This window comes from Cupriavidus metallidurans CH34 (assembly GCF_000196015.1).
Taxonomy (GTDB): domain Bacteria; phylum Pseudomonadota; class Gammaproteobacteria; order Burkholderiales; family Burkholderiaceae; genus Cupriavidus; species Cupriavidus metallidurans.
In genome coordinates, this window is the sequence record NC_007973.1 from 3,073,497 (window position 1) to 3,088,683 (window position 15,187).

Sequence of the window (15,187 nt, forward strand, 5' to 3'; positions counted from 1 at the left end):
GCGTCAGGGCGATCGAAGAACTCCGCCCCAAGCCACAACTCTACCCTCTCCCGTAACTGGACAGAGGTGCAGGCAATCGAAGGGGTCCGAATTGAGAAGGCCGTTACAAGCTATCAAATCATTCCTGGCGTCACAGGCATTCGATCGCGCAACGCATCGAGCTGGCGCCTATTTGCTCCTGCTAAGCAATCTGGTCTTGCCCCTAGGCTTGCATAGACTCTGGATGCGGCTACCAGGTTGCTGGTGGTTCCCACTAACCTTTGCACTTGGCGCGATTGGCGCGTGGAACTATTTGGGGAGTAACCACGCCGCTGCGTGGAAGGTGCTGGCTCTGCCGTTTCCCCTGCTGTTCGCTATGGACTTCTGGGCTCTGGCAACTGCGCCTGTACCCCACAGGATCAAGAAATGATCAGGCGCATACTCACTATCGCGCTCGCGCTCGGGCTGACCGCCGGCGTTGCTTATGCTGACTCCCCGACCGGCATGTCGCTCAACCAATTCACCCCGCCGGCAGGCGACACCTCCGTCGACTTCTTGCGAGAGGTATTCGGGAACATCATCGGGCTGATCTCATCCGGCGGGAACGTCAGCGGCGGGCAGAACGACGACGTTCTGGGCGCGATGATGAAGGTCTTCAATGCCGCCGTCCTCTTCCTGGGCATGCTGTTCATCGCTTACACGACCATCAAGGGCACGATCGACTCAGCGCACGACGGAGAGGTTCTCGGCAAGAGCATGAAGTCGCCTTACGTGATCCTGCGCAGCGTCGCCGGCACCGCCCTCCTACTGCCGCTCGGCTCTGGTTACTCGCTGATCCAGATCGGCATACTCTGGCTCGCGCTGCAAGGCGTCGGCGTCGCCGATGCCATCTGGAAGGCCGCGATCGAGCAAATCAACCGGGACAACATGATCTCCCGCCCGATGATCCCGGATTCTCGCCCCCTGGCCGCCAACATCCTCAAATTCGAAGTCTGCGCGGCCGCGATGAACAAACAGTTCCAGGACTCCGGCCGCGGCACCAGAGTTCATCCGGTGCCGTCCACGCAGGTCATGATGAATAGCGGTGAGCTGCTGAACTATGACGTCTTCGATGCGATACCCGTCGTCGGTGCCTACACGACCATCAAGAATCTGTCGAATGCCAAGTACACGGTGAGCAACTACCAGTGGAAAGCCAATGACAATAGCTACGTCAACCCGACGGTCTGCGGCGGAATCTCCTGGAAGCAGTCATGGGAGGCGTCCGAAGGCAACAGCAATACAAAGGTAATCAAAGAGCCGATCATGACTGCACACGCTCAGGCTGTGCAGCGCATGATCCAGGAGCTGCAGCCGACCGCCAACCAGATTGTTGCCGGGCAAAAGCCCACTCCGGGTGCGATTGATACGGCGGCAAACAATTACGAGAATACGCTGCGTGACGCGGCGAAGAACGCCGTATCGCAAACGAACGACCGGGCCCGCAGTGACTTCCTGCAAGCCGCCAAAGATGGGGGCTGGATCTTCGCCGGCACCTGGTACAACCACATCGTCAAGATGAATGACGTGATGCAGTCCACGCTGAACGGGCTACCCACGTCTGAACCAATCGATATCACGGACAAGGAAACGCAGGAGGTCCTGCAGACCTACCAGGATGCGATGGCCACCGCCAACGAGTACACGAAGCATCGGGTCGAGGGCATCCGCCAGGTCTACTACAACCAGACCGACGTGCGCGCGCCCCAGCAAGGCGAGGGCGCGTGGGAGTATGTGAGAAAGCTGATGTCCACCCCGTTCATGGGCGCGATCAATCAGATGACGCAGGAAATCGCCGGCTCGAACCTGAATCACATGAGCCAGATGAAGTCGTTTGGAGATTCAATCGCCGGCACTGGTGAAGCTCTCCTGGTTGGCATGGCCGGCGCGACGGGTGTTGCGAACTCTTGGTTCGCGCAAGGCACGGCGAAGACTGGGTTCGACGCAGCCGCGGTGTTGCAGTTCCTGTCGGGCATGGTGACCACAATCGTGATCGCTTTGTTCTTTTTTGGAGCTGTGCTATCGAGCTATGTCCCTATGATCCCGTTCATCACTTGGATGACCTCGGTGGTGAACTGGTTCGTGCTGGCGCTCGAGTCTGTGATTGCGGGTCCTCTGTTCGCCGTCGCCCACATTCATCCGGACGGCGACGACGCCGTAGGGAAGGCAGGGAACGGCTACATGATGATTCTGTCGCTCGTGATGCGACCGGCACTGATGTTGTTCGGCCTGATCGGAGGCATGCTTCTAACGCAGCCAGTGGTGGGACTGATCAATGTCGCATTTATGACGGTCGTCGCCGGCATCCAGGCCGATTCCATGACCGGCATCGTTTCGTTTTTCGCGTATGTCACCATCTACGTGATCATCATGACCACGGTGGTACACATCGTGTTCTCGCTCATCCACTGGATTCCGGACAATATCCTCCGCTGGCTTGGCGCACATGCTGGTGGCATCGGCTCTGCCGAGCGAGCAGGCGAACAAGGCCACGACATTTTGGTCGGTGGGGTACGCGAGGTTAAACACGGGGCTGGCGGTCTCGGGGGCGGCAGCCAGAAGCGACCAAGTGGTGGCTCGGGAGCGGGTGGTGAGCTCAGACCAAGCGCGTCACCATCAAATAAGGACCTTCTTGGTGACTGACACTGCTGTGGTTGCCAAGGATCAGCGGCAAGCCGCCCGGACATGCTCTCGTTCAACTAGCTTTGGGAAAGGCCGAACCGGGACTAGGGACACTCCGATAGGGAAGGTAGGGACCTGTTCAGGCCGGGCGCAGGCGCACCAAGTCTTCGCTTAGGGACGCCTGCCACCCCTGCTGCGCGCTGGTCTTCATGGCGCGGATCGGCGTGACGGCTTCGCAGACGTAACCAGCTCCTTCGGCTAGCTCGCGAAGGATGTCCCCGACATCGATCAAGACGTCAGCATACCGACTGTCGCCGACGGTCATCAGTACGGCGCCCTCTGGGTTCATCTTGCCCCGCACAGACTTCAAGATCTGCACTAGGTCGGCGAAATACGCGCCGATCATGTCGGGCAGGTGCGGATCCCAGAGTTGAGCACGTCTCTTCGTCAAAGCTTTCACCGTCTGGCGCAGCTTGCGCGAGTCCAGCCCCTCCCAACTCATGTCGCGGTGGATCTGCACGTGCGACCGCAGGGTGGAACTCCGCAGCTCAGTGTTATCGGCCCGGCTCTTCAAATAGCCCAGCACCCACAGTTCGACGTTGTAAATGTCGGTGTAGTCGAAGCTGTTCGGGTACGGCGGCGAAAACAGCGCGACATCGACCTGGCCGACCTTGTCGACTTCCACCCGCGAGTCGCCCCGAAGCAGTCTGTAGCTCTCGCATGCGCGAGCGCCGTGCGCGCTAATATCGAACAGCGCTGCTTGAAACGCCGCCTGGAACGCCACGCTGACGTCGCGTGGGCTTTTCTGGGTGGCCTGCCAGTTGGAACGGTACCGGCGCCCCTTGCCGCTAATCACGACATTGCTCATGTCAATCAGGATGCTTCCGAGCAGCACGCGTAGCAGGCGCTGGTTGACGGGGTTGGTGATTTCGTCGATGGCCTCACGGATCGTCAAAATGCGGCGGAATGTCTCCCGCGGAAAAATCCAGCGATCTTTGAGGCCGGGCTCGACCATGGTGGCTGGCCACGACTCGTAGCGGATCGATCGTAGGGTGGCCGAGCGGGTGCTCATCTTCTTAACGACGCCGGCGAAGTCATCGATCAACGACGCGTGATCGTACTTCGACAGCTTCGCTTCGATCAGATCGGCCAGAAACGGGTTTACCTCGATGGACGTCGATTCGATGCCGAGGAATTGGCATGTAAGCGCTGTTGTCCCCGACCCCCCGAAGCAATCGAGGCATGTCGATGGCCAGAATCCCAGGCAACTGAGCGACTCGGCCACCATCAGCGGCGAGAATGCCTCCTTGAATCGATACCAGCGCTGGAACGGCAGGTTGTGACTAGGCATGTTCGATGATATCGGCACACCATCGACCACATCCTTAAGCCACGACGAGAAATTCCTGCGTTCGGTCGCACCCAGCTCAGGACAGTTCTCCTCGATGAATGTGCTGATGGCGGCTGCTTTCATGTCCCTGAGTCCTCCGGTCTGCTGGGCGACGGCGTAGAGATAGTCTTGCAGTGTGCCGTCCAGTTGAATATTATGAAGACTAATATTCATTCAAGCAAGCGACAGTGTCGCCCAAAAATATGTCATCCGCGACACCCGAAGAAATGGCTGAGACCATCCGCAAAGCTTGGCGGCGAAGGGACATCTCTCAGAAGCAGGTGGAGCGCGATCTGGGCATCCATCAAAGCCAGTTTTCCAAGCTCGTTAACGGCCGATTCAAGGAGGCGAACGGACATGCCAGCCGATTATTTGAATATTCAAAACGCCATGAGGGTACGGCGCAGCTGCAGTCGGGAGAGACGGACACAGAGGCGCTTCGATCGGCCCTAACCGAGCGGCTCATGCGCGCATGGGATGGTACAGATGAGGGCGCTCGGGCACTCGGAGCTATCCTCGACGGCGTTGCGCGCCTGCGGGCACGCAGGTCTCGAAGGACTTGAAGACCACGCCCCTCGCCACACGGTCTCAGTGCGTCTCGCCAGGACGACCGTACCGTGTCCGGGCGACGCGTAACTGTTCAACGCTTGGTGGCTCCCTTATACTTATTCGCCACTTTGGGTTGACGACAAGCGGCCAACGGTGCCCAGGGAGAGACTAGATGATGCCGAACCAGATCCGCGCCTGGAGCGCGATGACGTTGCCTTTCGTAGGAATGCGAGCATGATGGATCTGCCCGTCATCGAGTCCCTGCAAATCAGGAACTATGGCCTATACCCCGGGTTAGAACGCAATGGTGTTTTTGACATCGATCTGGCGCCCGGCTTGACCGTCGTGCTCGGCGCCAACGGCTTGGGCAAGAGTACGCTCGTCAATATCCTCTTCCGGATGCTCACGGGGCCTTGGAACGTGAGTTTGCCCGACGGCAACCTCGGCACTGCCAACCTACGCGCCGTGCCGCTTAGCCCGAAGCTCCGGTCGACGTTTAGCGCGCGGGTCAACGATGCCGCTCGTGATTCCCAAGCTACCATTGTGTTCACCATCGGTACACACAAGTTTGCAGTCACGCGATCGCTGCAGAAGCTCGACTTGGTGGAGTTTTCCGTTGACGACGCGCCCCCCGGCACCGACGAGGAAGACCTAAAGAATGCCGTGCTCGCCGCGTCGAGCATCGACAGCTACGGCGAATGGATCTTCGTTCTGCGCACGATGGTCTTCTTTTTTGAGGATCGCCGGATGCTCGTCTGGGATCCAACGGCTCAACGCCAGTTGCTACGCTGCTTGTTTCTGGAGCCGGCCCAAGCGCGCGATTGGTGGCAAGCGGAGCGGGAAATCCTCGAGCTCGACACGCGCATGCGCAACTTGCACGCGGCGCTGTCTAGGGAGGAGAAAGAGGAGCACAAGAACCACGGCCTTTCCAAGGCGGCACCGGAGGTTCGCGCCGAGCTCACCTCTAAGGAAACGCTGCTGCAGGGCACACTCAACCGCCAAGCCAAACTGCTTGATAGCATCGAGGAACTCGACGAAGCCCGGCGCCGCCATCGCTTGGATGCTTTGCGTGCCGCAGAGACGTTGCATGCCGCCGTACACGAATTGGAACGCGCGCGTCTGGCGGCAGTAGAAGCTCGGTATCCGTCTGCCGATGAATCGATGCGCTATATCTTCTCGCGCTTGATGACTGATGACGTTTGCGGAGTCTGTCAAACGCCAGGCCGGCAGGATAAGCGTCAGCAGATGCTGCATGCAATCGACACCAAGCACTGCGTCCTTTGCGACGCAAAAGTTGAGCCCCTCGCAGGTGAGCCGGTCAACTTGACTGACGAGCGAGTAAGCGCGCTTCGCGCACGCGTGGAGGAAGCCAAGGTGACCGATGCAGCGAGTCGACAGTCGCTCGAGACCTCCACGACTAGTTACTCCACAGCCGCAAAAAGCCTAGTCGAGTTAAATGCGGAGGTTGGAGACCTGACGGGTGACATTGAAGCGCTCGTTCGTCAGCTTCCGCCCGATGAACAGACCGCGCGCAGGCAAAGCGACGACATGACCAAGCTCAAGAAGCGGGTCGATGCAATGAACGCGGAGCTCCAGGTCAAGCGCGAAGCCTTTGCAGGCAAGCTCACGACGTACCGCCGCCAGATCGGCGAATTCGCCTCGGAAGTTAAAGATGCGTTCGACGAGATTGCTCGCGGCTTTTTGCTCGAAGACGTGTCACTGTCGTGGACGCCCGTGCGGATGCCGTTGGGCCAGGCCGGCACCTCTGGAATAGCTCTCACGCCGATCGAGTACCCCTCGTTCAGTATCGAAATGACAGGCGCCAACTTCTCGGCGGTGCAGCGGCGCGATAGCCCTGAGCAGGTCTCCGAGAGCCAGCGTGAGTTCATCGATCTCGCGTTCCGGATGGCCTTGGTGCGCGTCGGCTCCCAGAGTCAGACCTCGACCATCATTATCGATGCGCCGGAGTCATCGCTCGATGCGGTTTTCGTTAATCGCGCGGCAAAGGTACTGGCCTCGTTCGCCAACGCCAACAGCACGAATCGCCTGGTTGTAACCTCAAATTTGGCGGCCGGTAAGCTCATCCCGGCAATGCTCAAAGCTGCGGAGAGTAATCCAAGCGCACGGTTCGACCGGATTGTAGACCTGTTTAACGCCGGTGTTCCGACCCGAGCGATGACCACTCTGCGGGCCGAATACGAAGAGCTCCGAAAGGAGCTGTTCATACAAATCGACGAGAGCATCCAGCATGCCAGCCAAACCTGAGTGGAGGGACTCGCTGGAAGCACGCAAGCGCCCTATTCGGGTGCTTGCGTTGCTTGAAGCGCTGGCTGATGCCTCGATTTTCGAGGCGCCGCTTCGGGTGGTACACGAGCTGGCCTACCTGTCTAACGTGTTGGCACCGGTCTTCGAGCTCGCCCCCTTTAGTGCGAGTCTGCTCAAACGCCAAGGTGGTCCGTACTACCCTGAGCTGCAAGATACGATCGACTTGCTGGTGGGGCGCGGCATGGTATTCGCCTCGGGTATTCGTTACGAGCCAGTGCCCGAGGAAAAGCGCTACCGCTTGCATGCGAATTACCGGATCAACCGCGCGCTGGCGGGCTCCGCGTTAGCCGCTTATCACGAGGTCTATGCCGACACCGGTGAGCCCTTTTTTATTGGCGAGCTCTGTGCCGCTTACAGTATGTTGGCCGACCAGGAATTGGGGCAGGCTTTCCGATTCGATGCTCGCTACGCGGACAAGGACGTCGACAACAACGAGGTGATCGACTTCGGTCAGTGGGTAAGCGCCGCCAGCACGAATTTCTCACGCAACGCGGCCATGTCATTTCGGCCCGGTGAATCGCTGCAACCGGCCGAGCGCATCTTCATGTACATCGAGCACGTGCAAAGGAAGGTTGCTCATGGCGGTTGAAGCGCAACCCATCACTCCGCTCGATCTTGGCGCTTGGCAAGGCGACCGAGCTCAGCTCGCGACGGCGCGGCGTTCCTCGTATGGGGACATCGACGACTTGCCGCTTGAGCTGCGCTTTCAGGTGTACGTCTCGCGAGCCGTCCAAGCGCGTGAGCGCCAAGCGGACGCCGAGACTGCGGGCGCGGCTGCATTCATTCTGGTAACGCCGCAACAGCAGGAGGAGCTCAAGACGGGCCGGTCGTTCGATCGGACTGTCCACACCGGGCGCGTCCGCCTCGCAGCCCGTGTGCACTTTATGACCCATCGCGCGGCGAGCAGTGTATTTGAGGAGTATGTAGGCGACGCCAACGGCGTTTTCGATCGCATTGCCGAACTCCAGTGCGATCGACTACCCGCTTTGATCTACGACCCGAGCTCCGGCAAGTCGACTCTGACCTACTACCCTCGAGGTACACACACGGACGATGGGCTAGTCGAGGTCCAGCTCGATGCAAGCTCCGTGACCGAAGCCGAAATTCTTTCGGTTATCGAGGCGGTGTACCGCACCGAGCTGTGCACGCCGGACAACTCCGGCCCGACGAAGATCTGGCAAAACGCGGGTAAGGGCCATCCGATTGAGGAAGCCGAGCGTACCGTGCAACAGTTCTTGCGTGTGGGACTAGCCGCGCGCTTCCACTGGTGCACGATTCGTGCTGAGCAGTCAGGCAAGCTCGGTCGCACGGATCTTGAGGTTGTCGACGACCGCACTGGCGAGGCGGGCGCCATCACCCACTACGCACTGCTGGAGCTGAAGGTACTGCGCAGCTTCAGCCACTCTGGAACGGCGTATTCGGCCACGGCGACCGACGATGCCGTCTCGAAGGGCGTGAACCAAGCTCATTCCTATGGTGTCAGCAACAACAGCCTGTTGCGTATGCTGTGCTGTTTCGACATGCGAACCGACGACGTTGGCGACACCACTACGTTCGCGCACGTCCAGACCGACGCCATCACCCTGTGCGTCAGCTTGAAGCGATGGTACATGTACCGATCTTCGGAACACATGCGGGATGTCATCGCGCGGAGCCAGATTGAGGCAGCCAACGACTCATTGGCTAGCGGACAACAAGCTGCTCGCCATGACGCAGGGGGTAACAAGAAGTCCAACCCCTAGAAGCTGCGATCGCGAATGAGCTAGCAATCTAGAGGCGCCCGTCACCGTGGTGAGCGCTCAAGATGCATCGCTCGCGGCAAGTCGCTTGATTCAATGTAGTCGAGCGGACGGCGTAGATGCTGAATTTGTCGGTCGAGCCGCCGGTGTCCAACGGCCATTGTTCGTGAGCGCTGCTGTCGAGGTCCTCGACCGCAGGTGGCTTAGGTCGGTCCTGAAGCGATCAGCCATCCCGCAGCATCGGAAGTCGGCTCCTGACCGAACTCGGCCGTCGGGTCGCCGGCCTTCCCCAGAAATTGGCGAGAAACTCTTTTTCGGCAACTACGGCGAGGGCACACAGTCCCTAGGCCTTTCTCAGTGCCCCCGATTTTCGGTCGTACGCATAGCCCCGCTCGGCGTAGGCCGTGGTTCGCGACGCTTCGAGCAGTTCTTTCGCCACTTCCTCCCGCAGCAAAGGGTGGTTTGGGGCCAGCTCTGCCAGGGCTCTTCTGAGTGCACGAACATAGTCGGCACTAACTTTCCGCTCAACATGCTCGTTAAGTTCAGCATTTAAGGCGGCGGACAGACGGCCCTGCAGCTTTTGAGAGTGTGCTTCCCACTCAGCAACAGCCGCACGCCCTTCCCGAACCGCAGCATTTCGAGCCGCCATGCCAGCGGACAAACCATTCGAGTAGTTGCTCATTTCTCTCTCTATCTCAACCGGTTCCCGGGAAGCTCCGCTTCGGGGTTCTCGGGAAGCCTCAGTTCTGACGTTGGCCAGTGAGCGCGACCATCGGTCACGCGACGACCAACGTTGCCTGTTTTCACTGGGTCCGTGTCTCGCATGCGCGGCAATGCAGTAGCTACGGTTGCCGCGTGCGGTTTCGCCTCGATTTTGCCATCAATAGCATCTTGCAGCTCAACCGGCATTCGCCCCGCCTGGATCTCGCGTAGCCAGAATGCCAAATCTTCAATTTCCAGCACGAGCTTCAACCGGACTGCAGTAGCAGTAGAAATTACGCGGTGACATTGCGCGAGATAGGCCGCCCAGTCAAGGGCATTTTCCGATCTGGCCTGTGCAACTGCGCCGCTATGAAGCTTAGCTAAAAGCCCCGTCGGCCGAGCTTTCCGCAATGCGGCTCGACTTGTGGAGGCCTGCAGCTTCGCCTCTCGATACTGATCATCCGCATGACGTTCTGCGAACTCATACTGATCAGTTCGAACAGTGTCTTCCTCGATCTCGGCGACCGGGATCTCGCCATAGTTTGCCCAGTGCTTTGCCAGGTTCGCTTCGGCTTCGGCTTTGAGGATCAGGATCTGCCGAATCAACGGATCGGTCTCCTTAGCCGCAATCCGGACGGCCACGTCGCAGCGATGCTCGGCGAGCGCGATCATGTCATCCGTGGTCGGCTCATAGCCGACCACTCTGATGCCCAGGAGCCGACCTTGAAGCCATGTGCGCCGCCGAAAATCGATCGAGCCCACCGCTTCAACTTCGAGCCAACCCTTCTCACGTGCAAGCTGCAGCGCGGCCTTTATGGCAGCATCCGGTGCCCGATCAAACCGAATTCGATCACCGAGGTCGTGGAAAGCCGCCGCCTGGCTCTTTTTCCAGGTATAGGTCCCATCGTCGAGCCGAATAAACAGCAGGTCGATCGTGCGGTTCCGACGCGCGGGACGCTCGGCTTCGGCCACGTTCACCGCCCTCAAGATCGCTGCAGGTTCGGCTTCTTCCCATGCCTTCGCCAAGGCGGCCAGCTGCTGGATTAGTGGCATGTGTCGGGACGAATCAAAGCCGATTTTCGCGGCCAGCTTCGCCCATTTGTATTTCGAACCGACATCCGAGGCCTTCATGACTGCGCCATCAAGGCGGAAGGAAAATCCGCTCATCCTGCCTGTGCTGGCTAGGTTCGGCAGCAGCTCCAAGCCGTCCGCCTGGCAAGCCTTCACAAAACCTTCAAAGCCACCGACCTGCTGTGCGTGAGCACGAGATTCGATGGATGCGCGAGCACGGTAATTGATGGTCGGCTGCGGCACCGTCCATCACCAATGTTGCGTGCCGTCGGGCAACGCTGATGGACGTGGCGATCTATCGCGGTGGACCGGATGCGGAGCAGCGGCACTGATGTAACAAGGGGCCCGGCGGGCCCCTTGTTACTGGATCAGAAGTCGTTATCTGCGAGATCGCCAAGGCCATCAGGATGCTCCTGCCGATCTTCGGCCAGCCACTGGGCCAAGGCCAATTGATAGTGAGCATGCAGACGGTCGCGCAGATCGTCGAGCAATTCGATCACAGCCCAGGCCTGCGCGGGCGTCCAGTTGGCATCAATGAGCAGGGGCAGCCCCTGGGCGATGCCGGATGGCTGGTGGAAGGTCATGGTGATGTCGTCGTTGTGTTGATGGACGTGGCGGCGATGGCCAACGGCGCCACTCACCGCCTGGCGCGGCGGTTCAGGGTTGCGCTGTAGGTTTCCAGATAGAGCTTCTCGTCGATCTGCGGTAGCTCCCGCTGCGCGGCCTGGGCCAGAAGCTCGCCCGCCAGGTTCATCAGGATGCGGTAATTGCCGGCGGCGTGCTCACACAGGGTCTGGCGCAATGGCATGGTCATCAGGGTGGCGTTGCCGGCGGCGGCCAGCAAGTGGTCCAGGCAGGCCTGCAGCTCGTCGATGCTCGCACTCTCCAGCGCCAGACGGCAGCGGATGCGGCTGCCCAGCGGGATCAGGTCCTCGCGGCTGAACTTCTCCGGCAGGCGAGCGTCGCCGGCAAGCACCACGCACAGCAGCAATTGCGAGTCGAAGCGTGCCTGTGCGAGCAGGCGCAGTTCCGAGAGGGCTGGCACCGCCATCTCCTGGGCTTCATCGATGAGCAGCACGCAGCGGCGGCGGCTGGCCTCCATGTGGGTGAGCCAGCGCTCGCGCAGCGCCTTGAAGCCGCCCCAGCGATTGTGGGGCTTGAGCGGTACGGTAAAGATGTCGCTGAGCTCGCGATAGAAGTCCGCCAGATTGCTCTGTGGGTGAGCGATCGAGCCGACCATCAGATCGGGGACGCGCATGAGGCGCTGATGGAGCAGGCGCAGCGTGACGCTCTTGCCGCAACCGGGGTCGCCATGCACCATGGCGAAGCCGCCTTCGCGGGCCATACCGTTCTCAATGCGCCAGCAGAAGTGATCGAGCTTGGGTGGCACGAACACGGCCTCGACGGGGATGTCCTGGGCGAAGGGGTTGAACTTCAGACCGTACAAGGCCAGCAGGTTGGGTTGATTCATAGCTTGGTGGGTGCGGGTGGGAGATAGGCCGGCGGCAGGCCGGTGGCGGCGTGTTCGGCGAGCAACTGACGCAGCAGCGGCGCAGTGCCAGCCTGCGCGGGTTCCTCGTTAGCAGGCGAGGCACCCTTGGCCGTGAGATGCGCGCGCCGTGCGTCGGCATTGGCAGACTTGTCCAGCGGGAACACGGCGGCCAGGATCGCGCCGATGCGCGCATCGATCAGGTCGACTTGGGAGAGATCCCAGCGCGCGTAGCTCAGGCAGACTTGCTCGAGGTGGCGGTAAGCGCCGGGGATCTCGAAGCGCACGCCGTCCAACGTGAAGGTGCCGTCGGTTCTGCGCTGGCGGCGATGCTGGCGGATACGGAAGGCCCGGCGCAAGGCCAGCGCCTCGGGACTGGGGCGCGAGACGTCGGCACAGGACAGGTAGCGCTGCAGAGGCGTCGCCTCGAGTTCGGCGTGTTCCTTGTGGTGGTATTCCTGCTCGACCCAGGCCTGCGTGGCGAGGTTCAATTGCTCCAGGGTGAGGTGCGACTCACCTTCGAGCATGGCCATCAGCCGGGACTCGAGCTGTCCCCAGAAGCGTTCCTGCTTGGCATTCTGGTATGGGCTGTAGGGCAAGGTAGTCTGGTGCAGGATGCCCAGACTGGCCAGCCCCTCGACGAACTCGTCGGCCATCATGGCTGCGCCGTTATCGGTCATGATGGCCCGCGGCAGCCCTCGCTTCATGATCGCCTGCGAGACGCCGTGCACCAGCGAGGCAGTGGTCTCGTCGAGGAACCACTGCAGGTGGCAGACCAGCCGCGAATGGTCGTCCATAATGCAGAGCAGCAGCGGCTTGTGCCACTGCCCATCGGGGGTGAGCACCTTGCGCGAACCATGGTGGAAGTCCAGGTGCCAGAGCGCGGCCACGTGGTCGACCTCGTAGCTACGCACCTCGCGTGCCTCGCGGCGAGCCGCAGCAGCGATGGCCCCATCCGTGCTCGAGCGCGGGGTTGGCTTGCGCACCAGACCCTGCGCCTTCAGATACCGGCACACCGTGGTGTAGGACGGCAGCGTGTCCGGGCCATCCTTGGTCGCGACGCGCAGGTTGTCGTAATGCAACTGCATGGTCCAGCCGGGGTGCTGACGGTACTGCTCGACCAGCGCTTCGATGATGGCTGGGCTCAGACTGACGAAGTGGCCGCAATCGTCGCGCAGTCGGTTCTTGAGTTGATCGACCGGATCCTGGACGTGACGGGCCCGGTAATACCAGCGTTCGATGGAAGACGCGCCGAACTGAACGTCGGCGCCGGTGATGGGGTGCCGCCAGACCTTGGCGGCCAGTGCCTGGAACGCTTGCTGCAATTCTCCTTTGGCAGGCGGCGAAGCCAGCAAAGGGCCAATGACCGAGAAGCGCAAGCGCGCCCATCGGTTGCGATGATCAATCGATAGTGACATGACTCTCCGTTGGGGGGATAACGGGAGCAGGCTACGGGCAGTGCGGGTGACCCGCCATCGACATGTTCTGCGGGAGATTCCCCTATCTGGCGCATCCCTCAGCCAGCGTGGTCAGGCCGGGCCCAGCAGCAGAAGCAACACCGCGGCCAGACGCTCGTCTTCGCTGTCGTGCTCGACCGATTGCAGCAGGCAGTCGGGATAGATGAACGGCTCGGGCGTTGGCGGGATGAGGCCACGCAGCCACCGACCGACGGGGGTCTTGGGGAAGGTCTCGGTCCACCACTGACGCCAGCGCTTGAGCGTGGCCCAACTGATCGCCGGCAGGCCGTCCAGGCAGGCGCCAGTGGCACGGCTCGATCGCAGTACCAGGACAATGGCCAGCCAGACACGCCGGCCGAGAAAGCGCACCGAATCGGGCGTCATGCGTTTGCGGCATCCGGCACAGCACAGGCTCAGGCGCGTATTGCAGTCCGGGTGTGCTGCCGGTGGGCATCCGCGCGGCTTACGCGGATAGTTGGCACTGTGCAGCACAGAGCCGCAATGGCAGCAGCCCCTGTCTCGCGCCACCTTCATCAAGTCTTCGTCGATCCGGCGCAACAGGGCAAAAAACGCTGGCGTTTGTAGCAAGGCATGGCACACTGCTGAGGTCTCCTTCATTGCTCGACACAATAAAGGCGACATCTTCCCTCAGGCGCGTGCATGCACGCTCCCTGAGGGAACCCCTCCAGCGTCCATCACCGTTCTTGCTCAAATCCCCACGCTTTCGGCATCACGAAAGCTGCTTATGCACACCTGCATGGCCCTATTCAGGATGGACTGCATTCTCTCTTTGAGAGAGGCCTGGCCAGTACGCGCCCTTTTTGCGGCCTCGCCTTTGGTCTTTTTGGGGTGCTCGGGCTCGCTATTTAGCCCAGGCGTCAGCCGCAGCCCGAATTCACGTTCCAGCGTCTGCGTCGATTCGATAGCGACTCGCACATCGTTACGGCCGTGCCACAAGGTGCCATCGAGGCCGATCCGGCTGACGATCAGGTGCACATGGTCGTAATCGGTGTCGCTGTGCCGCACCGCCACCCACATGTGATTGTCCACGGCAAAGCCCATGTTCTGTAGATGGCGCTCACAGACTTTGTGCCATGCGTTGCTATCGAGCCGCTCGCCTTTTGGCAACGCCAGCGAGCAGTGCCAAACTGGATTCTTCACCTCCAGCCGCTGCCGACGCGACGCGGCGAACTCGGCCGCCAATTCGCGTGGGGTCGTACTAGATAGATTGCCGCCAACGATCTCTGCGCGTCCGGGCTGGTCATGCTCGCCCGGACCGAACACGTATTCCAGGACGCCACGAAAGCCGTTGCCGCGCGAAACCTTGGCTTTCATTCGTCGTTGTCCCGCACGCCAATCACTGCGCGCCTCAACATCTGCACTTGGCCGCGCAGCTCCTCCAGGAACTGCGCCGGATAGCCCGTCGCCTGGCCCGCATTGATCGCCGCCTGGTACTGGTTGAGGTTTGCACAGACACGAGCCAAAGACGCCCAGGCCGCGCGATTGATCTCCGGAATATCGGATTTCACCGGCGCGACGATCGCGCGCAACGCGGCCTCCCGGATGTACGTCGCCGGCGGCAAACCAGCCTCGACCGCCTTCTGCTCAACCAGCGCACGCTCGCCCTTGGTCAGCCGGATCGCCAGCACCTTCCGCAAGCCGTCGTCGTGCATCTTCGTCATTTCATCAGACTCCAAAAAGGCCGGGGGGAGCGAAGCGTCCCGGCCAGCCCGCCGCAGGCGCAAGGGAACTGTGGATGGAGCCTGCATAGCAGGCGTAATACACAGTTATACCTTGCTGCTCACCGAGCTATGTCGGCAATATA

14 protein-coding genes are annotated in these 15,187 nt (G+C 60.8%); 5 read left to right on the plus strand and 9 right to left on the minus strand.

Translation table 11 applies throughout. The features are described 5' to 3' along the window. Positions 1–405: 405 nt before the first annotated feature. Positions 406–2,661: a DotA/TraY family protein gene (locus RMET_RS14185; RefSeq protein WP_011517394.1), complete on the plus strand. Its 2,256-nt coding sequence runs from the start codon at positions 406–408 to the stop codon at positions 2,659–2,661. A 118-nt stretch (positions 2,662–2,779) separates the two neighbouring features. Here RMET_RS14185 and RMET_RS14190 read toward each other — a convergent pair whose 3' ends face one another. After that, positions 2,780–4,204 (minus strand): putative superfamily S-adenosyl-L-methionine-dependent methyltransferase, encoded by a 1,425-nt coding sequence (locus RMET_RS14190; RefSeq protein WP_011517395.1) that lies wholly within the window; start codon positions 4,202–4,204, stop codon positions 2,780–2,782. 53 nt (positions 4,205–4,257) lie between these two features. On the opposite strand from RMET_RS14190, the gene RMET_RS34520 reads away from it, so the two are divergent. From RMET_RS34520 to RMET_RS14210, 4 genes are all read left to right on the plus strand, one after another. Then, positions 4,258–4,593, plus strand: coding sequence for a helix-turn-helix domain-containing protein (locus RMET_RS34520; RefSeq protein ID WP_029309934.1), 336 nt, complete (start codon positions 4,258–4,260; stop codon positions 4,591–4,593). 220 nt (positions 4,594–4,813) lie between these two features. Then, a complete protein-coding gene (locus RMET_RS14200; RefSeq protein WP_011517397.1) occupies positions 4,814–6,844 on the plus strand; it encodes an AAA family ATPase in 2,031 nt (676 codons plus the stop codon). Then, positions 6,828–7,493 (plus strand): hypothetical protein, encoded by a 666-nt coding sequence (locus RMET_RS14205; protein WP_011517398.1) that lies wholly within the window; start codon positions 6,828–6,830, stop codon positions 7,491–7,493. The genes RMET_RS14200 and RMET_RS14205 overlap by 17 nt, the downstream gene beginning before the upstream one ends. Next, on the plus strand, positions 7,483–8,646 hold the full coding sequence (locus tag RMET_RS14210; RefSeq protein WP_011517399.1) for a hypothetical protein: 1,164 nt from the start codon (positions 7,483–7,485) through the stop codon (positions 8,644–8,646). The genes RMET_RS14205 and RMET_RS14210 overlap by 11 nt, the downstream gene beginning before the upstream one ends. Before the next feature lie 340 nt (positions 8,647–8,986). Here the strand turns inward: RMET_RS14210 and RMET_RS33600 are convergent, their stop codons facing one another. The 8 genes from RMET_RS33600 to RMET_RS14245 all read right to left on the minus strand — a co-directional run bounded on the left by RMET_RS33600 (position 8,987) and on the right by RMET_RS14245 (position 15,044). Then, positions 8,987–9,325: a hypothetical protein gene (locus RMET_RS33600; protein ID WP_152560223.1), complete on the minus strand. Its 339-nt coding sequence runs from the start codon at positions 9,323–9,325 to the stop codon at positions 8,987–8,989. Between the two features lie 8 nt (positions 9,326–9,333). Then, positions 9,334–10,659: an LPD7 domain-containing protein gene (locus RMET_RS14215; protein ID WP_155877850.1), complete on the minus strand. Its 1,326-nt coding sequence runs from the start codon at positions 10,657–10,659 to the stop codon at positions 9,334–9,336. 125 nt (positions 10,660–10,784) lie between these two features. Next, complete coding sequence (locus RMET_RS14220; protein ID WP_011229369.1) at positions 10,785–11,000, minus strand: hypothetical protein; 216 nt, start codon at positions 10,998–11,000, stop codon at positions 10,785–10,787. A 53-nt stretch (positions 11,001–11,053) separates the two neighbouring features. Further along, the gene (locus tag RMET_RS14225; protein ID WP_008651548.1) at positions 11,054–11,887 is read right to left on the minus strand and encodes an ExeA family protein; all 834 of its coding nucleotides are present in this window, start codon (positions 11,885–11,887) and stop codon (positions 11,054–11,056) included. Beyond that, the gene (locus RMET_RS14230; RefSeq protein ID WP_008651549.1) at positions 11,884–13,323 is read right to left on the minus strand and encodes an IS481 family transposase; all 1,440 of its coding nucleotides are present in this window, start codon (positions 13,321–13,323) and stop codon (positions 11,884–11,886) included. The genes RMET_RS14225 and RMET_RS14230 overlap by 4 nt, the downstream gene beginning before the upstream one ends. Positions 13,324–13,434: 111 nt before the next feature. Continuing rightward, positions 13,435–13,980 carry a transposase gene (locus RMET_RS32325; protein ID WP_124682078.1) on the minus strand — a complete coding sequence of 182 codons (546 nt, stop codon included), beginning with the start codon at positions 13,978–13,980 and terminating at the stop codon, positions 13,435–13,437. Between the two features lie 90 nt (positions 13,981–14,070). Then, on the minus strand, positions 14,071–14,697 hold the full coding sequence (locus RMET_RS14240) for a relaxase/mobilization nuclease domain-containing protein (RefSeq protein WP_029310335.1): 627 nt from the start codon (positions 14,695–14,697) through the stop codon (positions 14,071–14,073). After that, the gene (locus tag RMET_RS14245; RefSeq protein ID WP_011517401.1) at positions 14,694–15,044 is read right to left on the minus strand and encodes a plasmid mobilization protein; all 351 of its coding nucleotides are present in this window, start codon (positions 15,042–15,044) and stop codon (positions 14,694–14,696) included. Before RMET_RS14245 ends, RMET_RS14240 begins: the two co-directional genes overlap by 4 nt. Positions 15,045–15,187: the final 143 nt, after the last annotated feature.